Below are 22,925 nucleotides of genomic sequence, written 5' to 3'. Positions count from 1 at the left end.
AACAATGGTATACACGAGAGAGAACATGTGACCATCCTCCGACGCCGTGGACCACGGCCCGCGGAGATCCCGGAGAGAACACGATGCCCCCCGTCGCCACCCCCGTCGCCGTGCGCGCGCTCAGCTGGGACGCTGCACTCGAGGACACGCTCCCGAGCGGCGAGGACGGAGCATCGCTCCGTTCGGTGCTCACCCGCGTCCGCCCGGTGCCGCAGGCGGCGTCCGCTCCGCTCCACCGGGTGCACTCCGTGCACCGCCGAGCCGTGAACCTGCACATCGCCGATGAGCTCGTGGCGCTCGTCTCCCCCGAGCTCGACGACGCGCCGGCCACGGTGCGCGTCCCCGTCCACGACTGGACGACGCTGCCGGTGCAGTCCGGGGACGAGGTGTGGATCGGATCCGACGGACTGCGGATCGAGACGGCGCTCGGTCCGATCGCGGTCCTCACCGCTCCCGCCCACCCCTGGCTCCCCGACGACGTCTGCCTCTGCAGCCTGTCGCCCGCGCAACTGCGACGCGCGGACGAGATCATCGGCCGCACCCCGGCGCCCTCTGCGCTGACCGCGTTCGGCCGGATCGCGGCCCCACTGCTGGCCGAGCACGCCGACGCCCTCGAGACGGCCCTGCGGCACGGCGATCCCTCCGGGATCACGCAGGCGGCGATCCCTCTCCTCGGCCTCGGCGAAGGCCTCACGCCGTCCGGGGACGACGTCCTCACGGGCGTCGCGTTCCTGAGCGCTCAGCGCGGGATGCGACTGCACGCCGCACGGGCCTCCCTCGCCGCCGCCGTCGACCGTGCGGGCGCTGCGCGGACGACGCCGCTGAGCACGGCGGCCATCCGGCACGCCCTGCGCGCCCGCGCCCCGCAGCGACTGCACGCCCTCGTCCAGGCGCTGCGCGACGACGACGCCGTGCGCCTCGGCAGCGCCGCCGCGCACGTCGCGGCGATCGGACACACCTCCGGGTCGGACATGCTCACGGGCGTTCGCCTGGCTCTGCGCACCGAGGCGGCCCTGCGCACCGCACCCCTCCCCGCGACGCCGGCGTCCGGGAACGTCCCCAAGGAGCACGTGTGATGACCAAGACAGCACCCGCGGAGAGCAGCACCTCGGAGTTCGAGCACGAACCCGTGCCGCAGAGTCACCGGAAGTCGCTCTTCACGGTCTCGGCCGTGTGGTTCGGCTTCCCCATGATCCTCACGAACGCCGTCCCCGGCGGTCTCGTCGTCGCGATGCTGGGATTCTGGCCGGGCGTCGGCGCGATCCTCACCGCGAACGCGATCATGTTCGTCTACGTGAGCCTGCTCAGCTGGCGCGCCGGCCGCACCGGCAAGAGCTTCTCGCTGCAGGCGACGGAGACCTTCGGCACCGCCGGCTATGCGATCGCCTCCGGGTTCCTGTCCACCGTCGTCGTGGGATGGTTCGCCTTCAACACCGGCGCCACCGGAGACAGCCTGAGCACCGCGTTCGGCTGGAACGAGACCCTGGTCGCGGGGCTCGCCGGCCTCGTCTTCATCGCGGTGACCTACCTCGGCATCCGCGCCCTGTCCGTGCTCGGATCCATCGCCGCGCCGCTGTTCATCGCGGCCGTCATCATCGCGATCACCATCGCGGCGCAGAACCACGACTTCTCGGCCGTGTTCGGCTACCACGGCGTCGGCGGCGGGGCGATGTCGTTCGGTGTCGCGGTCACCGCGATCATGGCCACCTTCGCCGACTCCGGCACGATGACCGCCGACTTCACGCGCTGGGCGCGCAACGGCAAGGAGGCCGTGATCGCCACGGTCACCGCGTTCCCCGTGGCGAGCCTGGTCGCGCAGCTCAGCGGCGCGCTGTTCGTCGCCGCCGGCGCGATCGCCGAGCCCGCCGTCAACGGCGGCAACTTCGCACCGATCCTGACGAGCACCCGCAACCCGCTGCTCGATGTGTTCCTGCTCCTCTTCGTCGTGATCAACCTCGGATCCGTCTGCACGCACTGCCTCTACAACGGCGCCCTGGGCTGGTCGCATCTGACGCGTTCGAAGATGCGGGTGCTGACGCTGATCCTCGGTGTCATCGGCACTCTCGTCGCCGTGCTCGGCGCGTGGCACTACTTCGTGAACTGGCTCGTCCTGCTGGGCGTGCTGGTGCCTCCGCTGGGCGCCGTGCTCATCGCCGATCAGATCATCCTCGCGAAGCGCAACGCGGGTCGCGCGCCGCAGCGGTTCCGCCTCACCGCGCTGCTGGCCTGGGCCATCGGCGCCGGCGCGGCGCTGCTCTCGCACTTCTTCGCGCCTGTGCTGAGCGACGCCGTCGTCGGTCTGGTCGTGGGCTGCCTCGCCTATCTCGCCCTCGAGCAGATCCCCCGCTCGCACGCCCCTCTCGCAAAGGAGACGAACCGATGACCGCTTCGATCGGCGCCGATGAGCGCTACCTCGCGGCAGCGGCGTCCGGCGACCTGGACGGCGTCCGCGCCGCCCTCGCCGACGGCGCGGACAAGGACGCGCAGGACCGCGAGGAGGCCTCGGCCATCCTGCACGCGGCACGCGGCGGTCACCTGGCCGTCGTGCGCGCTCTCATCGCAGAGGGAGTCGACATCGATGCGCAGGATCAGACCTGCTCCAACCCGTTCCTGTACGGATGCATCAACGACGACCTCGAGCTCGTGCGGACCATGGCCGAAGCGGGCGCCGACCTCAAGCGGCTGACCCGGATGGGCGGGAACGGGCTCACCCCCTCGGCGGAGAAGGGCCATCTCGAGGTGGTCCGCTTTCTGCTCGAGAACACCCGCATCAACGTCAACCTCACCAACAACCTGGGCTGGACGGCCCTGATCGAGACGATCATCCTCGGCGACGGCGGGTCCGTGCGCCAGCAGATCGTCGAGCTGCTGCTCGCGCACGGCGCCAAGCCCGGGATGCCCGATCCGTGGGGCGTCTCTCCCGCCGACCTGGCCCGCGAACGCGGATACGACGAGATCGTCGCGATCCTCGAGCGTCCCCGCGTCTGAGACCCCCGAAAGGAACACGATGACCAGACACATCGAAATCAGGAAGAACACCTACCTCGACTCGGTCTCGCTCATGTCCATGAGCACCAAGGCGAACGCCGTCGACGGCGTGACCCAGGCGCTGCTCGGCATGGCCACACCGATGAACAAGGAAGTGCTGCGCAACGTCGGCGTCCAGGATCCGGCGATCGACGAGGCCCGTCCGAGCGACCTCATGATCGTCGTCGACGCCTCGGACGACACCATCGCGGCGGCGATCCAGGCGGTCGACGACATCCTCGCGCGCAAGGACAAGAGCGCCGCCGGCACGGCCGAAGTGCGCTACCGCACCCTCGACGGCGCGTTCGCCGAGGTCCCCGACAGCAACCTCGTGCTCATCTCGGTGAACGGCGCCTTCGCCGCCCGCGAGGCGCGCAAGGCGCTGAACGCCGGGAAGCACGTGATGATCTTCTCCGACAACGTGTCGGTGGACGACGAGCGGGCCCTCAAGACCCTCGCGCACGAGAAGGGGCTGCTGGTCATGGGCCCCGACTGCGGCACCGCGATCATCAACGGCACCGGCCTCGCCTTCGCGAACGCCGTGCGCCGCGGATCCATCGGCATCGTGGGCGCCTCCGGCACCGGCAGCCAGGAGCTGAGCGTGCGGATCCACGACTTCGGCGGCGGCGTCTCGCAGCTGATCGGCACGGGCGGACGCGACCTCAGCACCGAGATCGGCGGCATCTCCATGATCGACGGCATCGCCGCCCTCGACGCGGATCCGGAGACCGCGGTGATCGTCGTCGTCTCCAAGCCCCCGGCCGAAGAGGTCGCGGACAAGGTGCTCGCCGCCGCCGGCGCCGCGTCCAAGCCCGTCGTGGTGACCTTCCTCGGGTCCACCCGCACCTCCAGCGGCTACGACAACGTGACGCTCGTCGCCGGCACCAAGCCGACCGCGATCGCGGCCGTCGTCGCGAGCGGCGTCGACGAGTCCACGCTCGACACCCATCCGCTGAACCTCGCCCTCATCGCGGAGGTGCGCGCCAAGCTCGCACCGGAGCAGACCTACGTGCGCGGACTGTTCTGCGGCGGCACGCTGTGCGACGAGGCGATGTTCGCGGCCCTTGCGACCTACGACGACGTGTACTCCAACATCCAGAAGGATCCGGCCCGCGTGATCGGCGCGACGGACGCCTCCCGTGCCCACACCTACCTCGACATGGGCGACGACGATTTCACCAACGGGCGCCCGCACCCGATGATCGACCCGACGCTGCGGCTGCAGCGCCTCGTCCAGGAGGCCGACGACCCCACCGTGGGCGTGATCGCGATGGACTTCATCCTCGGCTTCGGCGCGCACGAGGATCCCGTGGGCGTCACGATCCCGGCCATCCAGGAGGCGAAGGCGAAGGCCGCCGCGCGCGGACAGCACCTCGAGATCCTCGGCTACGTGCTCGGCACCGACCTGGACACCCCGGCGATCACCGACCAGGTCGCGAAGCTCCAGGCGGCCGGCGTCACGATCGCCTCCTCCTCCACCAACCTCGGGCTGCTGGCCCGCGAATTCGTCGCGAAGGGTGACCACTGATGAGCGTCAACGACCTGTTCGGATCCGCACTGAAGCCGGTCAACCTCGGCCTCGACATGTTCGCCGAGGACCTCGCGGCGCAGGGCGTCAGCCCGGTGCTCATGGACTGGACTCCTCCGGGCGGCGGCGACCCCGAGGTCATCGCCGCGCTGAGCCGGCTCGAGGACCCGGCCGTCGCGGCGAGGATCGATGCCGCCAACCAGGAGGCGCTGAGCCGCATCCTCGCCGCCCAGCCCTTCCTGGAGGGCTTCGGACAGGCGATCGACGTCGTTCCCGGGATGACCGCGAAGACGATCCTGCACGCGGGCCCCCCGATCGAGTTCCCGCGCATGTCGGGGCCGATGAAGGGCGCCGTCACCGGAGCGCTCGTCTTCGAGGGGCTCGCCGCGGATCTCGACGAGGCGTTCGAGCTCGCCGCCTCCGGCGAGATCACGTTCTCGCCCTGCCACGAGCACCAGTCGGTCGGCTCGATGGCCGGCGTCACGAGTGCGAGCATGTGGGTGCACCAGGTGCGCAACCGCACGCACGGCAACCTCGCCTTCACCAACCTGTCCGAGCAGCTGTCGAAGATCCTCCGCTTCGGCGCCAACGACCAGTCGGTGATCGACCGCCTGAACTGGATGCGCGACGTGTTCGGCCCCGTGCTGTCGGGCGCCATGACGCTGAACCAGGACGGCATCGATCTGCGGCTGATGCTCTCCCAGGCGCTGCACATGGGCGACGAGGCGCACAACCGCAACGTGGCCGGCACGACGCTGCTCATCCAGGCGCTGGCGCCCTATATCCTGGAGACGGACTTCACCACCCGGGAGAAGCGCGAGGTCTTCGACTTCGTCGCCTCGTCGGACTACTTCTCCGGACCGACCTGGATGGTCACGGCGAAGGCGTCGCTCGACGCGGCGAACGGGATCGAGGACTCCACGCTCGTGACCACGATGGCGCGCAACGGCGTCGACTTCGGCATCCGCGTCTCGGGCACCGGCGGACAGTGGTTCACCGGCCCCGCCCAGCAGGTCGTCGGTCCGATGTTCGCCGGGTACACGCCCGCCGACTCCGGGCTCGACATGGGCGACTCCGCGATCACCGAGACCTTCGGCATCGGCGGGTTCGCGATGGCCGCCGCCCCCGCGATCGTCGCCCTCGTCGGCGGCACCGTCGACGAGGCCATGGGCTACTCGCGCACCATGAACGACATCACGACCGGGAACAACCCGAACATCACCATCCCCGCACTCGACTTCATGGGCGTGCCCACCGGCATCGACGTGCGCAAGGTGATGGAGACCGGGATCCTGCCGATCATCAACACCGCGATCGCGCATAAGGATCCGGGCATCGGCATGATCGGCGCCGGCATCACCCACCCGCCCGTCGAGGCGTTCCAGCAGGCGCTCGTCGCGCTCGCCGACCGCATCGTCTGACCCGCGGAACGAAGAGGCCGGCACCCCAACGGGGTGCCGGCCTCTTCGTCGTCCTACGACGCCTACTTCTTCTTGCCCTGGGCGCGGCGCTCGGCGCGATTCGCCGGAGCCGCGTCGCCGGCGTCCACGCGCTGACCGAAGGCGCCGCGCGCCGCCGGCTGCGCCGGCTGCTCGTCGTCGCCGGCCTGAGCCCGAGCAGCCGCCTGGCGGAGGCGATCCGTCGCCGCCTGCTGCACCTGGCCGCGGTCGTTGCGCACCTCGACGTCGCCGGCGTCGTTGGGCGCCGAGTACTCGAGGCGCTGGTCGCCCGCGGATTCGGTGAGCCCCTTGGCCTCGACCTCGGTGATACCCTCGTCGCCGGCCTGACGCACCTCGACCTCGAGGTTGTAGAGGTAGCCGACCGACTCCTCCTTGATCTGGCCCATCATCGCCTGGAACATCGAGTAGCCCTCGCGCTGGTACTCGACCAGAGGATCGCGCTGCGCCATCGCGCGCAGGCCGATGCCGTCCTTCAGGTAGTCCATCTCGTAGAGGTGGTCGCGCCAGCGGCGGTCCAGCACCTGCAGCACCACCCGGCGCTCCAGCTCACGGGTGGCGGCCTCGCCGAGCGACGCCTCGCGCTTCTCGTAGGCGACCATCGCGTCGGAGACGAGCTCGCGCTTGAGCCCCTCGGCGGTGATCCCGCCCTTGCGGCCGCCGGCTTCGGCGACGACCTCGTCGATCGTGACGTCGACCGGGTAGAGCGTCTTCAGCTCGGTCCACAGGCTGTCGAAGTCCCAGCTCTCGGTGTGGCCCTCGGCGGTGTGGTCGTCCACGACCGCGCCGATCGCGTCCTCCACGAAGTGCTTGACCCGGTCGGCGATGTCGTCGCCCTCCAGGATGTGCCGGCGGTCGGTGTAGATCGCCTCGCGCTGACGGTTGAGAACGTCGTCGTACTTGAGGACGTTCTTGCGCATCTCGGCGTTGCGCGCCTCGACCTGGCTCTGCGCGCTGCGGATCGCGCGGGTCACCAGGCCCGACTCGATCGGCATGTCCTCCGGGAAGTTCGTGCGCGCGAGGATCGCCTCGGCGGCGCCCTGCTGGAAGAGCCGCATGAGGTCGTCGGTGAGGCTGAGGTAGAACCGGCTCTCGCCCGGGTCGCCCTGACGGCCCGAGCGGCCGCGCAGCTGGTTGTCGATGCGGCGCGATTCGTGGCGCTCGGTGCCGAGCACGTACAGTCCGCCGGCCTCGACGACCTTGGCGCCCTCGGTCTCGACCTTGGACTTCATCGCCTCGTAGGCCTCGTCCCAGGCCTGCTCGTACTCCTCCGGCGTCTCGACCGGATCCAGGCCCTTCGACTTCAGCTCCTGCACCGCGAGGAACTCGGCGTTGCCGCCGAGCATGATGTCGGTGCCTCGACCGGCCATGTTGGTGGCGACGGTGACCGCGCCCAGGCGTCCGGCGCGGGCGACGATCTCGGCCTCGCGGGCGTGGTTCTTCGCGTTCAGGACTTCGTGCTTGATGCCCTTCTTGCTCAGCAGCCGGGAGAGGTACTCGCTCTTCTCGACGCTGACGGTTCCCACGAGCACGGGCTGGCCGTTCTCGTGCCGCGCAGCGATGTCCTCGACCACCTGGGCGAACTTGGCCGTCTCGTTCTTGTAGACGAGGTCGGCCTTGTCCTGGCGGATCATCGGCTTGTTGGTCGGGATCGGCACGACGCCGAGCTTGTATGTGGACATGAACTCGGCGGCCTCGGTGTCGGCCGTTCCGGTCATGCCGGCGAGCTTGTCGTACAGGCGGAAGTAGTTCTGCAGCGTGACGGTGGCGAGGGTCTGGTTCTCGGCCTTGACCGGCACGCCCTCCTTCGCCTCGATGGCCTGGTGGATGCCCTCGTTGTAGCGGCGCCCGACGAGGATGCGGCCGGTGTGCTCGTCGACGATCATGACCTCGTCGTTCATGACGACGTAGTCGGTGTCGCGCTTGAACAGGGCGAGCGCCTTGATCGAGTTGTTCAGGAACGAGATCAGCGGGGTGTTCGCCGACTCGTAGAGGTTGTCGATGCCGAGGTAGTCCTCGACCTTCTCGATGCCGGGCTCGAGCACGCCGACGGTGCGCTTCTTCTCGTCGACCTCGTAGTCCTCGCCCGCCTCGAGCGTGCGCGCGATCTTCGCGAACTCGGCGAACCAGCGGTTCGCCTCCCCGGACGACGGACCGGAGATGATCAGCGGCGTGCGCGCCTCGTCGATGAGGATCGAGTCGACCTCGTCGACGATGGCGAAGAAGTGCCCGCGCTGGACGAGGTCCTCCTTGCGCCACGCCATGTTGTCGCGCAGGTAGTCGAAGCCGAACTCGTTGTTCGTGCCGTAGGTGATGTCGGCGTTGTACTGCTCGCGCCGCACCTCGGGCGTCTGTCCGGAGACGATCACTCCGGTGGTCATGCCGAGCGCGCGGTAGACACGGCCCATGAGCTCGGACTGGTAGGTCGCGAGGAAGTCGTTCACGGTGATGACGTGCACGCCCTGGCCGGCGATGGCGTTGAGGTACGACGGGAAGGTCGCCACGAGGGTCTTGCCCTCACCGGTCTTCATCTCGGCGATGTTGCCCTCGTGCAGGGCCGCGCCGCCCATGATCTGCACGTCGTAGGCGCGCATGCCCAGCGTGCGCTTGGCGGCCTCGCGCACCGCCGCGAAGGCCTCCGGCATGAGCTGGTCGAGGGTCTCGCCCTTCTCGAACCGCGCGCGCAGCTCGGCGGTCTCGTTGCGCAGGTCCTCGTCGCTGAGCTTCGCGAAGTCGTCCTCGAGCGCGTTCACGGCCTTGACGACGCCGTTCAGGCGGCGCAGGATCCGTCCCTCGCCCGCGCGCAGCAGCTTCTCAAGAGGATTCGCCACGGATTCCATCTCCCTCAGGGTGTCTCGTGCCGCGCGTCACGCGCACGGCATACGGGTTCATGTTACCGGGCTGTGACCTGTCGATCCTCTGGGCGGTCCGGCGCATGATCATCGACCGCGAGCTGCCGGTCCCGGCCGAGCCGATCCCGGACCGACGGCGGGCGGATCCGCCTCCGGTGACGCGCTCGGATCCGGACTCTCCCCCGCTTTCCCGGTATGCATATACTGCGAAAGCGATTCCGGGAAAGGAAAGACGATGTCGGTGCGTCAGAGTCTCCTCGCCATCCTCGACCAGGGCCCCTGCTACGGCTACCAGTTGCGGGCGGAGTTCGACCGCCGCACCGGATCCACCTGGCCGCTCAACGTCGGACAGATCTACAACACCCTGGAGCGCCTGGAACGGGACGGACTCGTCGAACGCGGCGACGCCGACGAGCAGGGGCACGTGTACTGGGTCATCACCGACGCCGGATCCGCCGAGGTCGCCGGCTGGCTCTCCTCCCCCGTCGAGCGCGGAGCGGGAACCAGGGACGAGCTCGCGATCAAGCTCGCCGTCGCCGCGACGCTTCCCGGCGTCGACGTCACGAGCGTGATCCAGGCGCAGCGCCGGGCATCGCTGAGCAGGATGCAGGAGCTTCAGCGCGCGACGTACGCGGGCGCCCACTCCGACGGGCCCGAGGAGCTGGCCTGGACGCTCGTAATCGACTCCCTGATCTTCGCTGCGGAGGCCGAGCTCCGCTGGCTCGACCACACCGAGCGGCGGCTCGCCACCCGCCCCCGGCATGCGCGGGAGCTGGGGCTGTCCGCCGATCGTCCGAAGCGGGGGCGGCCGACGAAGAGCGCGGCGACGACCGGAGCGCCGCCCGCGGTCTGATCGCCGAGGGCGTAGCGGATGCACAGCCGCCGCAGGGTCGCGGCCCATAGGATCGGCCCATGGCCGGTTTTTGGGGCAGACGCAAACGTGAACAGGACGAGCTGCAGGCGCAGGACGCGGATCTCGCGCGCCGCGCCGAGCAGGCGATCGTCGCCGCCGACGAGCGGATCCGCACCTCGGCCGACGAACTCGCCTTCGCGGCCGCAGAGCTCGGCGACGACATGACGGCGGATTTCCGCGCCGCGGTGGACGCCGTGCGCACGCACATGGGCGAGGCGTTCCAGCTGCACCAGCTGAACCACGACGAGATCCCGGATACGCCGGAGGAGCTGCGCACCCGCAACGCGCGCATCGTGCAGCTCTGCCAGTGGGCCGAGGATCTGATCGACGAGAAGTCGGCCGCGATCGCCGACGCGGTGAACCGGGTGCGCAACGCCCCGCAGGTCGTCGCCCGCGTGCGCGCCGATGCCGCCGCCCTCGAGACCCGGGTGCCGCAGGCGCAGTCGTCCGTCGACCGCCTCGCCACCCGTTACTCCGACGCCGCCATGCAGCGCATCGCGCGCAGTGCGGAGGAGGCGGCGCAGCTCATCGTGTTCGCGTCGCACGGCGCGGACGTGTTCGAGCGTCGCCGCGACGCCGGGCGCAACCAGGAGGCCGTGCTGGCGCTCGAGACGGCGACCGAGGCCACCCGCCGCGCCGCGGCCCTGCTCGACGCGGTCGACGACTTCGAGATCGAGGCGCTGCGGGCCGAGTCCACGCTCGCCGAGGTCGTCGCCGATTCCCGCGGCGACCTGGCCGCCCTGTCCCAGGCGCCGGCCACTCCGGCGGTCTCCGCTGCGGCGGTCGCCCTGCAGCAGGCGCTGAACGAGCTCGCGCCGGCGGGGAGCCGCACGGATCCGTTCGGCGAGCTGACCCGGCTGCGCGCCGCGAACACCGCCCTGGACGCGGCCGTCGCCGACGCCCGCTACCGCGCGGAGCACCCGCTCCCGACGATCGCCGCCGTGCAACACGCGCTGGACGACGCCGATCGCCAGCTGGGGATCGCACGCGGTCTGATCGAGGGGCACCGCGGCTGGATCGGCGCCGACGCCCGCACCCGTCTTGCCGAGGCCGAGCGCCTGCGCGTGGACGCGCCCTCGCTGCTGCCCGCGGAGGAGACGCGCGAGCAGGCGCTCAGCACCGCCCGGCGCGTCGCGCAGCTGGCGGCCGAGGCCCTGCAGCTCGCCCAGCACGACATCGACCGTTCCCGCCCCGATCAGGGCTGGGGCGGTGGCGGCGGCTGGGGCGGGGGCGGCGGCCGCGGCGGAGGCGGCGGCGATGTCGTCACCGGCGTGCTCGGCGGACTCGTGATCGGCGGCCTGCTCGGCGACATCTTCGACTGACCCCCGCACACGAAGCGGCCCGGGACCGAGGTCCCGGGCCGCTTCTGCGTCTAGGGGTGCGGCTCAGCCCACCAGTTCCTCGGCGGGAGCCGCCTGGGTGGTGAGCGAGATCACGCCGTAGTCCCAGCCCTTGCGGCGGTACACGACGCTCGGGTGGTCGCTGCGGGCGTCCACGAACAGGAAGAAGTCATGGCCGACGAGCTCCATGCGGTCCACGGCCTCCTCCACGGTCATCCACTCCGCATCGAAGTTCTTCGTGCGGATCACGACCGGGGAGTACTCCTCCTCGCTCTCCAGCGTCGGGATCGCGCCGGTGGACACGGCGTGCAGCGTGTCGACGGAGACCGGTTGCACGTCGATGCCCGAGAGTTCGCCGGTGCCCTTCTCGAAGTGCGCGCCGCGCGGATGGTGCCGGCCGTCGATGCGGCGCTCCTTGGCCCGCCGCACCTGCTCGATGAGCTTGTCGACGGCGAGGTCCAGCGCGGCGAACTTGTCCGCGTCACGCGCCTCGGCCCGGACCAGCGGGCCCTTGCCGTTGAGAGTGAGTTCGACGGTCTCATCCTCCACATGACCGCCGCGATAGGAACGATGGGTGACCTTCACGTCCAGGCTCGTCGCCTTCGTCGCGATAGTCGCGATCCGAGCGGTCTTCTCCTCGACCACCGCTCGGAATCGATCGCTGATGCCGACTCCGACACCGACGATGTTCGTTTCCATCCTGACCTCCTTTTTCCGGTCCGACCGGTAGGGGGCGGACCGTGGTCGCCTTTGTGAGTCCCCACCGTAGTCGCCGGATCCCGTGATGTCATCCACAATTCATCTGCGTGTCGTGGGGATCCGCTGCGAGCTCGGCCAGGATCTGCGGCAGCGCCCGTCACGACCCGTCCGGCAGGCTCACCGACGTCGCGGCGTCGCCGCCACGGCGACCGCGCCGACGACCGAGAAACCCGCGGCGCGCAGCGCCCGCGCGGCCTCTCCGCAGGTCGACCCGGTGGTGATCACGTCGTCCACGAGGACGGCCGAAGCACCGCCTCCGTCCCGGTTCGCGACGAAGGCGCCGGCCAGGTTCGTGCGCCGTGCCTGCACCCCGAGGAGGCGCTGGTCGGCCACACGGCGGGCGGGCAGCAGCGCACGCTGCATCGGGACGCCGATCCCGCGTGCGAGGAGCTCGGGCAGCCGGAAGCCCCGGCGGCGGAACGCCGCCCGCGAGGTCGGCACGGGCACGACCACGTCGACCGGGAGCACCCGGCCGGATCCGGAGCACAGCGCCGTCACGGCCGCGGCGAGCGCCGGTCGCAGCGGCCGGATCAGCGACGTCTGCCCGTCCTCCTTGATCGCCCGCAGCACCGCGGCGGCGACGCCGTCGAAGGCGAGCCCCGCGCATCCCGGCACGTCGCCGGTGCGCACCGGCACGACCCGCGGTGCGAGCGTCGCCTCGCACTCCGCGCACAGTGCCGTGCCGGGCGCACCGCATCCGGCGCACACGGAGGCGAGGGCGAAGTCGACGACCTCGCGGATCAGCCGGGCGCTGCCCTGAGGGAGGATCGGGAGGAGACGGTTCGCCGAGGACATCCCCCGAGTCTCGGACGCTCCCGAACCGCCGAAACGCCGCTCGCCGGAACCGGTGCACTGCGGAGCCCGGGACTCCCCGGTGCGGAACGACCCGGATCCGCCCCGCGAGCGTGGCAGTACGCCAGGGGCCGCGTCCAGGGCGGCTCCCCGGATTCAGCCGCCGACGCCGAGCTGCACCGCGAGCACCTTGACTCCCGTGCTCTCCTGCTGCCAGTTGGGGCCGCTGCGCTGGTACAGCACTCCGCCCCCGAGCACCCGGACGTTCGAGACCGGCGACGCCGGCGCGAAGCTCTGCGCGGCATCGGGCGCGTCGATCGTCTTGGCGGGCCCGCCCACCGGCTGCTCGTGCAGGACGAGGTTGGACCCATCGGTGCCGAGGATCCCCACCGTCGAATCGTCCAACCACGCCACGTCCACGGCGCTGGTGGGCCAGGCGATCACATTGGCCGGGCCGAGCGCCGAAGGCGCTCCCCGGTCGTCACGGGTGATCGCGAAGACCTCGACCCGGGACTGCCCCCCGGCCACCACGGCCATCACGAGCCGCGCACCGTCCCTGCTGACCGCGAACGAGGTGACCCGGCCCGCGTCCGCCGGACCGGCGATCACGCGTGCGGTCGTCGACGACGCCGGCCACGCCGAGATCGACGCCGGGCTCTGCGCGGGCACGGTCCAGATGTACCCGAAGGGATCCAGTGTCGGGGCGATGAGATCGGGCCGCGCGTCGATCTGGTCGGTCTTGCCCCCGGCGACCGCGTACACCGCTCCGTCCCCGCCCTGCACGGCGACCCGCTGCGCGCCGCTGGCGGCGCTCATCGCCGTGATCGCCTGAGGGAAGTCCTCGATCTGCGTCGACACCCCGGGGACGGGCACGATCTCTCCGTTCGAGAGGAAACCGAAGCCCTTCTCCGTGAGCGCGAGAGGACGGGTGTCGACCGTCGTCGGCGCGACGGAGGCGGTCCCCGCGACCGTGTCGCGACCGGCGATCGTGATCTTCACCTGCAGCACGCCGAGACCGCTCAGACTGTGCTCCAGCTGCGTGCGCATCCGCGACAGGGTGACCGAGTTCGCGACGAGCGCGGCGTCGTTGAGAGCGACCTCCGCGACCTGCGACTCCGGCGTCACCGTGTTCCGCGCGAGCGCGACATCGCCCGTGAACGCGGTGCGCACGCCGTTCGCGAGCCACGGGCTGGGCTTGCCGCCGATGAGCGACTGCACGATGCGGCTGGCCGTGTTCTCCCGCTTCGGGAACCACCGCACATCGGGCACGAGGTACGTCCAGGAGGGGTCGAAGTACTGCAGGGCATACGGCGCGAAGACGTCGGCTGCGGCGAACGAGTCGGCATCCAGCACGATCCCGTCGGGGGCCTGCGAGATCCGCCACTGGCCGTTCTTCGTCTTGGTGAGCGTGAAGGGAAGGTCGGCGGCGCGGTTGACGGGCTGGCCCGCATACGCGCCCGTCTCGTCGACGCTCGCCGTCTGCTGCAGACCGAGGCGCACCGTGGTGGAGGTCGTCTCCTTCGTCACGTCGGCGGCGTCGTAGTGCCGATCGGCGGAGCCGGTGTCGATCGTCACCCCCACGTCCGGCTTCCACTTCTGCGCCTCATCGGAGGTAAGGAACAGGCGGGCGATGCTCCAGCTGTCCTTCGGGCTGGAAGCCGCATCGATGAACCCGCGCACGATCTGCTTCGGATCCATGCCGTCGGAAGGTCCCTGCGGAACGAACGCCAGATCGGATCCGCTGTCGTTCTGACGCGCGGCGAGACCGGGGCGCACATCGCCCGTGACCGGCAGCGACGCGCAGGCGGTGAGCCCCAGCAGGGCGAGCGCGACGACCGCGCCGCGGATGATGCGTCCGATTCTCATGACTCCCCCTGATCCTCGTCCGTCTGGCGGAGGGCGGCGCCCGCCTCGGCGACGGCGAGAGGGGCCGTGCTCACGCCGAGCTCGGCGATCGGCTCGACCGCCTCCAGCGGGACGGGCGAAGCGCCGTCCAGGGGCCGCGACCCGCGCGGGAGCGTGAGCACGAAGTTGGTGCCCTCCCCCGGACGCGACCACACCGCCAGGGTTCCGCGATGCAGCCGCGCGTCACCCAGGGCGATCGAGAGCCCCAGCCCGGTGCCGCCGATCGTGCGCTGGCGGGACGGGTCCGCCCGCCAGAACCGGTCGAACACCCGCTCGGCGTCCTCCGCGGTCATCCCCATCCCCTGATCGCGCACGCCGACCGCCACCGCGTTCTGATTGCTGTCCACGGTGACCACGATCGGATGCCCCTCGCCGTGCTCGATGGCGTTGCCGATGAGGTTGCGCAGGATCCGGCGCACCCGGCGCGGATCGAGGTCGACGGGCGTGTGCCCGCCCGGGGCGACGAAGCGCAGCTCGGTGTCGTGGGTCTGCGCGAGCGGGCGCATCTCGTCGACCAGGTCCTCCGCCAGATGGGCGAGACTCGTGGCCTCGGTCTCCAGCTGCACGGAGCCGGCGTCGTAGCGGCTGATCTCCAGCAGGTCGGCGAGCAGCGTGTCGAACCGGTGCACCTGGGTCTGCAGCAGCTCCGCAGTGCGCGCCGTGGTCGGATCGAACTCCTCACGACGGTCGTTGAGCATCTCCGCCGCGAGCCGGATCGTGGTCAGCGGCGTGCGCAGCTCGTGCGAGACGTCGGAGACGAACCGCTGCTGCACGAGCGACAGCTCGCCGAGCTCCTTGATCTGCGCCTCGATGCTGTCGGCCATCGCGTTGAAGGAGCGACCCAGCGTCGCGAGCTCGTCCTGGCCGTGCACCGGCAGGCGCACGTCGAGATCGCCTCCGGCGAAGCGCGCGCTCGTCTCGGCCGCCGCCGTGATCGGCTCGACGACGGTGCGCAGGGAGAACCACGCGATCGCGCCGATCAGCGCGACCAGCACGAGACCCGCGATCCACAGGCTCCCCTGCACGAGCGCGAGCGTCTGCTCGGTGTCGGCGAGATCGTAGGCGACGTAGAGGGCGTACGAGCCCGAGCCCGGCACCGTCAGCTGCTGCCCCACGAGGATCCCGGCGTGCTCGGATCCGTCCGCGTCGCGCAGCGCGACCGGCTGCCACCACTGCGTGCTGGCGTCCTTGGCCACCCGCTGCTGCAACTGGTCGCTGACGAGCTCGTCCCGGTTGAAGCCGCCCACCGCGATGCCCGGCACCAGCTGGTTCGGATCGAGCGGGAAGACGCCGAGCACGCGCGAGGCGGAGACCCCCTGCACGGTGTCCCGGACGTCGCGCATGAGTCCGAGCCCTGCCGTCTGCGACCCCTGGGTGTTCGCCGAGTACAGGACGGACTGAGCGGAGTTGGCGGCCCGCCAGGCATCGCGCAGCGCCTGGTCCTTGCGTGCGTCCCACAGCTGGTTCTGCACGGCGAGCGCCATCAGCACGCACGTGACGAGCACCGCGACGCTGGTGAGCGCCAGCGCGATCACCATCGTGCGGAATCGCAGCGACTGACGCCACAGTCGGGCGAGACGGCGCCCGTTGCGGCGAACGCCACGGGCGGCCGAGTTCGCCAGCGCCACGGTGTTCGTCATCGGCGGATCCTCATCGACGGGAGGGCTCTGCAGCGGCAGGGGCGCGGACGCCACCCGACCGGGTCAGACCACGCTCCCCGCGCGGTAGCCGACGCCGCGCACCGTGGTCACGATCCGCGGGTTGTCGGGGTCGAGCTCGACCTTGGCGCGCAGCCGCTGCACGTGCACGTTCACCAGGCGGGTGTCGGCCTTGTAGTGGTAGCCCCAGACCTGCTCCAGCAGCATCTCCCGGGAGAAGACCTGCTGGGGCTTCGAGGCGAGGGCGACGAGCAGCTGGAACTCGAGCGGGGTCAGCGCGATCGGCGCACTCCCGCGGCGCACCTCGTGCGCGTCCACATCGATCGTGAGGTCGCCGATCCGCAGCACCTCACTGGTCGCCTGGGGCGTCGGGCGCAGCCGCGTGCGGATGCGGGCGACGAGCTCCTTCGGGTTGAACGGCTTGACCATGTAGTCGTCGGCGCCGACCTCGAGTCCGCGCACGACGTCGGCCGTGTCCCCGCGGGCGGTGAGCATGATCACCGGGACGCCGGACTCGGCACGGATGCGCGTGCAGATCTCGATGCCGTCCATGCCGGGCAGCATGAGATCCAGCAGCACCAGGTCGGGGCGCTGGGCCCGCCATTCGTCCACGGCCTTCGCGCCGTCCGCACAGAACACGGGCTCGAAGCCCTCCGTGCGCAGCACGATGCCGATCATCTCGGCCAGAGCCGTGTCGTCATCGACCACGAGGATGCGTGAGGTCATGGGCGGCCAGTCGTCTTTCGGATCTCGCGGTGTTCGGATCTGTGTCGGACGTGCGGGCGCGTACCAGCGCCCCCACGTCGGTCCAGCGTACTTCACCACCCGCTGGAGTTCGCGGATCCCGGTGAGACCGCTCCTTCGCGCCGTCGCGGCCGTGACCCCGTCGTCCTCCCCGGGGCGATGACGGTGTGACACGATGGACCCACACGCGAACCGGAGGACTCGTGAGCCAGCAGAGTGTCACCGCGCAGGGCTGGACCCCCGCGCCGAAGCCCGGCCTGATCCCGCTGCGGCCGCTCGGCTTCGGCACGATCCTCGGCAAGTCGTTCGCCGCGCTGCGGCACAACCCCAAGGTGCTGTTCGGCTTCGCCGTCGTGGTGCAGCTGGTCGTGATGGTCGCGGTCTTCTCCGTCGTCGGGGTGGTCTCGTTCGCGACCCTGAGCAGGCTCGACACGGTGCAGCCGGGCAGCGACGAGTGGCTCACGCTCTATCTGGGCTCGTTCGCCTTCATCGGCGGCGCCGGCCTGCTGATGGGACTGTTCTCCGTGGCCTTCACCGCGATCGTGCAGGGCATCGTCGCCGCCGATGTGCGCGCGGCCGTGCTGCGGGAGACGGCCACGCTCGGCGCCCTCTGGAAGCGCGTGCGGCCCGCGGCGTGGCGCCTGATCGGCTACACCCTGTTGTACGGCCTGGCCGGCGCGCTGGCCGCCGTGGTGATCCTGGGCGTCCCGTTCCTCGCGATCGGGCTGCCCACCGGCTTCGACAGCGCCGGCGTGGTCTTCACCGTGCTCGCCGTGCTGCTCGGGATCGGATGCCTCATCGCCCTGTCGATCTGGATCGGGACGAAGCTCATGTTGGTCCCGTCGCTCCTGGTGATCGAGGGCGCCGGACTCCGCGAGGCCCTCGTGCGGTCCTGGCGACTGACCCGCGGCCGGTTCTGGTTCGCGTTCGGGATCGTGTTCGTGATCGGCGCGATCATGTACATCGGCGCCCAGGCCGTCGGCATGATCGGCAGCATCGTCACGTCGCTGTTCGGCCCGGTCTTCAACCCCACCGGCATGACAGAGTTCTCCGCGAGCGCCGGCGCCCTCATCGGGCTCATCATCACCGAGATCATCGTCGTCGTGCTGCAGTCGATCAGCTCGGTCGTGCAGTCCACCGCGGGAGCGCTCGTCTACATCGACTGCCGGATGCGGTACGAGGGCCTCGACCAGGATCTGATGGCGGCCATGGAGCGCCGGGCCGCCGGTTTCGATGACGGGTCGGATCCGTTCCGTCCCGACGCGGCCAGAGCAGTCCGTGCGGGTTTCCGCCCGGCACGCCCCGCCGTGCCGTATCCCCTTCCTCCGGGCCCGGTTCCCGGTTACCCGACGCCGCAGGGCTACCCCGGGACGCAGGGCTACCCCGGGACGCAGGGCTACCCGGTGCCGCAGGGCTACCCGGCCGCCCCCGTGCCGGCCCCGGCGCCGGCGCCCGACGCGGCGACCCCGCCGCCCTCCTTCGCCCCGCCGCCGCCCGCCGCCCCGATCCCGCCCGCGCAGCAGAGCCCGTGGGCGACGCCGGACGAGAGCTGGGCCGCTCCCGGGTCCGATCGTCGATGACCGGATCCCCTCGTCGTCTCGCGCGTGCCGTCGGACCGGCGGCGCTGTGGTTCGGACTCGCGGCGATCCCGCTCATCCCCGACGGTGACGGCGCCAGGGAGCTCGCCGAGAAGGAGCTCGCCAAGCCCGAGTACCAGGCGGCGAAGCCGACGCTCATCGACCAGTGGGCGCGCGCCGTCGTCGACTTCCTGATCCAGCTGTTCACCCCGCAGCGTGCGGTGGACCTGGGGCCCTGGGCCGCGATCGTCATCGGGGCCGTCCTCGTCGCCGCGCTGATCGCCGTGCTCCTGATCTGGGGTCGGCCCCGGCGCTCGCGCTCCCGCGCGTCGGGCGCCGTGCTGCTCGGCGCCGCGGACGACCGCTCCGCGGCGGAGCTGCGTGCGGACGCCGAGCGCGCCGCCCGCGCGGAGGACTGGGCCGAGGCCATCGTGCTGCGCTATCGCGCCGTCGCCCGCTCTCTCATCGAGCGCGACCTCATCTCGCCCGCGCCCGGCGCGACCGCGCAGACCATCGCGCGCGAGGCGGTGGTGCCGTTCCCCGGCGAAGGCGAGGCGCTGCACGACGCCGCGGTGGCGTTCGACGACGTCCGCTACCTCGGTCATGCGGGCTCCGCCGGGCTTTACCGCGCGCTCGCGCAGACGGACGATCGGCTCCGTGCGCTGAGGCCCGCCCTCCTGCCGGAGGCGGTCTCCGCATGACCGCCGCGCCTCCGTCGTCTCCGGCCCGCGCCGAGACGGATCCCCCAGCGGCACCTCAGCCGCGCGACACCCTGGTTCGCGTCCCCGGCCGGCTGCGGCGCGCCCTGGGCTGGGTGCTCGTCGTCGCCCTGGTGCTCATCGTCGGCGCCGCGGGGCTGCTGCTCGCCGTCCCCTCGTCCGCACAGCGCGACGGTCTCGACCCCGAACGCCCCGGCCCCGGAGGCATGCAGGCGCTCGCGCAGATCCTCCGGCAGCAGGGCGTGACGGTCGACGTCGTGCGCACCCGCGCCGAGGCCGAACGTCGCCTCGACGAGGACACGACGCTCGTGATGAGCGATCCGTACACGCTCAGCGACGCCGCCGTGGCCGAGCTGACCGACGCCGCGCACGACGTGGTGCTGACCTCCTCCAGCGCCCGCATGCTGCGCACGCTCGACCTCGGGAGCTACGCCTTCCCGTCCGCCCCGCCGACCGTCGGCGCCGACTGCGACGTACCGGCTTTCGCGCACGTCGGCACGATCGAGCCGGGACAGCTCTTCCTCCCGGCCTCCGGGGTCACCGCCTGCTTCGGGGACGCCGACGGCGCGGCCGTGCTGATCTCGGAGGACGCCGGGCGACGCCGGGCGATCGTCGACGGCGCCGCCCTGTTCACCAACGAGCGGCTCGCCGAGAACGGCAACGCCGCCCTCGGCCTCGCCCTGCTCGGCGCCCGTGCGCACGTGGTCTGGTACGTGCCGTCCTTCGAGGACTCGGACCGCACGGACGTCGACGTGCCGAAGAGCCTCGCCGACCTCACGCCCGGCTGGGTGAGTCCGGTCGTCGCGCTCGGCATGATCACCGCCCTGCTCGCCGCCGTGTGGCGCGGGCGCCGGTTCGGCCCGCTCGTCGCCGAGACCCTCCCGGTGACCGTGCGTGCGTCGGAGACGATGCTCGGCCGCGCCCGGCTCACCGCGAAGGCGGCCGACGCGACGCATGCGGCCGAAGCGCTCCGCGCCGGCACGCTCGCCCGGCTCGCGCTGCGCCTCGGCCTCGCCGCCCGCGCCGACCCCGGTGCCGTCGCCGACGCCGCGGCGGACCGCATCAGGGTCGATCGGGCCGACTGCCGCGCCCTGCTCGTCGGCCCCCTCCCCGGCGCCGACGCCGAACTCGTGCCCTACGCCCGCCGACTCGCCGAGCTCGAGACCGCGGTCGAGAACGCCGTCCGCATCGAAAGGAGCAGCCCGTGACCGATCATCCCGGCTACGACCCCGCAGGATCCGCCGCCCCGGGGCGTCCTCCGTCCCCGCCCGCTCCCCCGGCGGCGCCGGCTCCGGCGCCCCACGCCGGTGCCGCACCGACGACGACCGCTGCACCGGCGCCCGCGGCGGCGAGCGCCCCCACGTCCGAGGATGCCGCGCTGCGCCAGGCCATGCAGCGGGTGCGCGCCGAGGTGGACAAGGCCGTGGTGGGCCAGGCCGGCACCGTCACCGGGCTCCTCGTCGCGCTGCTCGCGCGCGGGCACGTGCTGCTGGAGGGCGTGCCCGGTGTCGCGAAGACCCTCGTGGTGCGCTCGTTCTCCCGGGCGCTCGGGCTCGACACGAAGCGCGTCCAGTTCACGCCCGACCTGATGCCCGGCGATGTCACGGGCTCGCTCGTCTACGACGCGCGCACCGGGGAGTTCGAGTTCCGACGCGGTCCCGTGTTCACGAACATCCTGCTCGCCGACGAGATCAACCGCACCCCGCCGAAGACGCAGGCCGCACTGCTGGAGGCCATGGAGGAGCGCCAGGTCTCCTCCGACGGCGCCAGCCTGCCGCTTCCGGATCCGTTCCTCGTCGCCGCGACGCAGAACCCGATCGAGCACGAGGGCACCTACTCGCTGCCGGAGGCGCAGCTGGACCGGTTCCTCATGAAGCTCGTGGTCGGCATGCCCGAACGCGATGCCGAGGTGTCGGTGCTGCGCCGCCACGCCGACGGCTTCTCGCCGCGCGAGCTCACGGATCTGCACCCCGTCGTGACGGCCGAGGAGATCCTCGCCGCGCAGCAGGCCGCGGGGCGCGTGCAGGTGACGGACGACGTGCTCGGCTACGTGGTCGACCTCGCACGCGCCACCCGCCAGTCCCCCTCGGTGCAGCTGGGCGCGAGCCCCCGCGCCTCGACCGCCCTGCTCGCGGCGGCGAAGGCCTGGGCGTGGCTGAACGGCTCGAGCGCGGTCACCCCCGACCACGTTCAGACCATGCTGATCCCGGTGTGGCGCCACCGCCTGCAGCTGCGGCCCGACGCCGAGATGGAGGGCGTCTCCGCCGACGCCGTGCTCACGAGCGTCGTTCAGCAGACCCGCGTCCCGATCTGAGCCCGGAGACCACCCCGTCATGTTCCTCACCGGCCGCCTCGTGATCGCCGCCGCGCTCGGCGTCGTCCCGCTCGTGCTGCTCGACGCCCTCGGGGTCCCGCCGTGGTTCGTGCTGATCGGCTGGCTCGCGCTGTGCGCGGCGCTCGTCGGCGTCGACGTGCTGCTGGCGGCGCCGGTGGGCGCGCTGCGGATCACCCGCGAGGTGCCGAGCCGCGGCCGCCAGCTCGAGCCGGTGACGGCGACCGTGATCGTGCAGAACCTCGGCACGCGCCGGTTGCGCGGCCGGATCCGCGACGGCTGGCAGCCGACCGCCGACGCCGCGGAGCACGGAAGGGCTCGGCTGGATCTTCCCGCCGGCGAGCGGCGACGGCTGCCCATCGCGCTGCTGCCCCGGCGCCGGGGCGAACTGTCCAGCGAGTTCGTCGCCGTGCGCTCGACCGGGCCGCTGGGCGTCGCCGGTCGTCAGGGACGCCACCGCGTGCGCGGGGCGATCCGGATCCTGCCCCCGTTCACCTCCCGTCGCCACCTGCCGTCGCGGCTGGCGCGCCTGCGCGAGCTCGACGGCAACACGAGCGTGCAGGTGCGCGGCCAGGGCACCGAGTTCGACTCGCTGCGCGAGTACGTGCGCGGCGACGACGTGCGCTCGATCGACTGGCGTGCCACGGCACGCGCCGGCACGACCATGCTGCGCACCTGGCGCCCGGAGCGCGACCGGCACGTGGTGATCCTCATCGACACCGGGCGCACCTCGGCCGCCCGTGTCGGAGACGGCACGCGGCTCGACGCCGCCTATGAGTCCGCGCTGCTGCTGGCCGCGCTCGCGCAGCGCGCCGGCGACCACGTGCACCTGCTGCTGTTCGACCGCGCCGTGCGCGGACGGGTCAGCGGCGTCGAGGGCACCGCTCTGCTGCCCGCGCTCTCGGACGCGATGGCACCGGTGCACGCGCGACTCGTCGACACCGACTGGGGCTCCGCGTTCGCCGCGATCCGCACAGTGACCACGCGCCCGTCGCTCGTCGTCGTGCTCACCGCGCAGGATGCAGTCGAGAGCGCACGCTCCTTCCTCGGGGCGTTCCCGAACGTCTCCCGCGCGACCACGGTGCTGGTCGGGTCCGCCACCGACGTCTCGATCGACGCCCTCGCCCGCGCGCGCGACTCCCGGGAGGACGTGTACCTCGCCGCGGCGGCCGAGCGCACCCTGGCCGATGCGGCCCGCGTCGCGGACGCGATCCGGAGGGCGGGCGCCGAGCCGCTCGCCGCGGACCCGGACGACCTCCCGCCGCGCATCGCGGATCGCTACCTCGAGCTCAAAGCGGCCGGCCGGCTCTGAGCGCGCGGCA

18 protein-coding genes are annotated in these 22,925 nt (G+C 71.6%); 12 read left to right on the top strand and 6 right to left on the bottom strand.

Going from position 1 to position 22,925, the window contains the following annotated elements:
- Positions 1-83: 83 nt before the first annotated feature.
- From WFJ01_RS10470 to WFJ01_RS10450, 5 genes are read left to right on the top strand one after another with little or no spacing between them, the layout of a single operon-like run.
- Positions 84-1,076: a DUF2877 domain-containing protein gene (locus WFJ01_RS10470; RefSeq protein WP_336628980.1), complete on the top strand. Its 993-nt coding sequence runs from the start codon at positions 84-86 to the stop codon at positions 1,074-1,076.
- Positions 1,076-2,383: a cytosine permease gene (locus WFJ01_RS10465; RefSeq protein ID WP_336628979.1), complete on the top strand. Its 1,308-nt coding sequence runs from the start codon at positions 1,076-1,078 to the stop codon at positions 2,381-2,383. Before WFJ01_RS10470 ends, WFJ01_RS10465 begins: the two co-directional genes overlap by 1 nt.
- Entirely contained in the window at positions 2,380-2,988 is a 609-nt protein-coding gene (locus WFJ01_RS10460; RefSeq protein ID WP_336628978.1) for an ankyrin repeat domain-containing protein, read from the top strand. Before WFJ01_RS10465 ends, WFJ01_RS10460 begins: the two co-directional genes overlap by 4 nt.
- A 19-nt stretch (positions 2,989-3,007) precedes the next feature.
- A complete protein-coding gene (fdrA, locus tag WFJ01_RS10455) occupies positions 3,008-4,555 on the top strand; it encodes an acyl-CoA synthetase FdrA (RefSeq protein WP_336628977.1) in 1,548 nt (515 codons plus the stop codon).
- Entirely contained in the window at positions 4,555-5,976 is a 1,422-nt protein-coding gene (locus WFJ01_RS10450) for a DUF1116 domain-containing protein (protein WP_336628976.1), read from the top strand. Before fdrA ends, WFJ01_RS10450 begins: the two co-directional genes overlap by 1 nt.
- Before the next feature lie 62 nt (positions 5,977-6,038).
- On the opposite strand, the gene secA is transcribed toward WFJ01_RS10450, so the two are convergent.
- Complete coding sequence (gene secA, locus WFJ01_RS10445; protein ID WP_292881233.1) at positions 6,039-8,843, bottom strand: preprotein translocase subunit SecA; 2,805 nt, start codon at positions 8,841-8,843, stop codon at positions 6,039-6,041.
- Positions 8,844-9,099: 256 nt separating this feature from the next.
- Here secA and WFJ01_RS10440 point away from each other — a divergent pair, with 256 nt between their 5' ends.
- Positions 9,100-9,717, top strand: a complete 618-nt coding sequence (locus tag WFJ01_RS10440) for a PadR family transcriptional regulator (RefSeq protein ID WP_295032463.1) — start codon at positions 9,100-9,102, stop codon at positions 9,715-9,717.
- Between the two features lie 59 nt (positions 9,718-9,776).
- Positions 9,777-11,099: a hypothetical protein gene (locus tag WFJ01_RS10435; protein WP_251444949.1), complete on the top strand. Its 1,323-nt coding sequence runs from the start codon at positions 9,777-9,779 to the stop codon at positions 11,097-11,099.
- Positions 11,100-11,162: 63 nt separating this feature from the next.
- Here WFJ01_RS10435 and hpf read toward each other — a convergent pair whose 3' ends face one another.
- The 5 genes from hpf to mtrA all read right to left on the bottom strand — a co-directional run bounded on the left by hpf (position 11,163) and on the right by mtrA (position 16,957).
- Positions 11,163-11,816 carry a ribosome hibernation-promoting factor, HPF/YfiA family gene (hpf, locus tag WFJ01_RS10430; RefSeq protein WP_251444952.1) on the bottom strand — a complete coding sequence of 218 codons (654 nt, stop codon included), beginning with the start codon at positions 11,814-11,816 and terminating at the stop codon, positions 11,163-11,165.
- Between the two features lie 177 nt (positions 11,817-11,993).
- A complete protein-coding gene (locus tag WFJ01_RS10425; RefSeq protein WP_292881241.1) occupies positions 11,994-12,671 on the bottom strand; it encodes a ComF family protein in 678 nt (225 codons plus the stop codon).
- A gap of 153 nt (positions 12,672-12,824) precedes the next feature.
- Positions 12,825-14,534 (bottom strand): LpqB family beta-propeller domain-containing protein, encoded by a 1,710-nt coding sequence (locus tag WFJ01_RS10420; protein WP_251444958.1) that lies wholly within the window; start codon positions 14,532-14,534, stop codon positions 12,825-12,827.
- The gene (gene mtrB / locus WFJ01_RS10415) at positions 14,531-16,213 is read right to left on the bottom strand and encodes an MtrAB system histidine kinase MtrB (protein ID WP_251444961.1); all 1,683 of its coding nucleotides are present in this window, start codon (positions 16,211-16,213) and stop codon (positions 14,531-14,533) included. Before mtrB ends, WFJ01_RS10420 begins: the two co-directional genes overlap by 4 nt.
- 63 nt (positions 16,214-16,276) lie before the next feature.
- Complete coding sequence (gene mtrA / locus WFJ01_RS10410; protein WP_251444966.1) at positions 16,277-16,957, bottom strand: MtrAB system response regulator MtrA; 681 nt, start codon at positions 16,955-16,957, stop codon at positions 16,277-16,279.
- 221 nt (positions 16,958-17,178) lie between these two features.
- Here mtrA and WFJ01_RS10405 point away from each other — a divergent pair, with 221 nt between their 5' ends.
- The 5 genes from WFJ01_RS10405 (at position 17,179) to WFJ01_RS10385 (ending at position 22,915) form a co-directional block, all read left to right on the top strand.
- Entirely contained in the window at positions 17,179-18,555 is a 1,377-nt protein-coding gene (locus WFJ01_RS10405; RefSeq protein WP_336628975.1) for a glycerophosphoryl diester phosphodiesterase membrane domain-containing protein, read from the top strand.
- Complete coding sequence (locus tag WFJ01_RS10400; protein ID WP_251444972.1) at positions 18,552-19,253, top strand: DUF4129 domain-containing protein; 702 nt, start codon at positions 18,552-18,554, stop codon at positions 19,251-19,253. The genes WFJ01_RS10405 and WFJ01_RS10400 overlap by 4 nt, the downstream gene beginning before the upstream one ends.
- Positions 19,250-20,479: a DUF4350 domain-containing protein gene (locus WFJ01_RS10395; protein WP_292881254.1), complete on the top strand. Its 1,230-nt coding sequence runs from the start codon at positions 19,250-19,252 to the stop codon at positions 20,477-20,479. Before WFJ01_RS10400 ends, WFJ01_RS10395 begins: the two co-directional genes overlap by 4 nt.
- A gap of 182 nt (positions 20,480-20,661) precedes the next feature.
- On the top strand, positions 20,662-21,585 hold the full coding sequence (locus tag WFJ01_RS10390) for an AAA family ATPase (RefSeq protein ID WP_292881893.1): 924 nt from the start codon (positions 20,662-20,664) through the stop codon (positions 21,583-21,585).
- A 19-nt stretch (positions 21,586-21,604) separates the two neighbouring features.
- Positions 21,605-22,915 carry a DUF58 domain-containing protein gene (locus WFJ01_RS10385; RefSeq protein ID WP_336628974.1) on the top strand — a complete coding sequence of 437 codons (1,311 nt, stop codon included), beginning with the start codon at positions 21,605-21,607 and terminating at the stop codon, positions 22,913-22,915.
- Positions 22,916-22,925 lie beyond the last annotated feature (10 nt).

Origin of the sequence: Microbacterium sp. MMO-35, from assembly GCF_037147555.1 — a bacterium.
In the GTDB taxonomy this organism is placed as follows: Bacteria; Actinomycetota; Actinomycetes; order Actinomycetales; family Microbacteriaceae; genus Microbacterium.
Note: the sequence above shows the minus strand (reverse complement) of the source record. Positions and strands in the feature narration are given on the sequence as shown.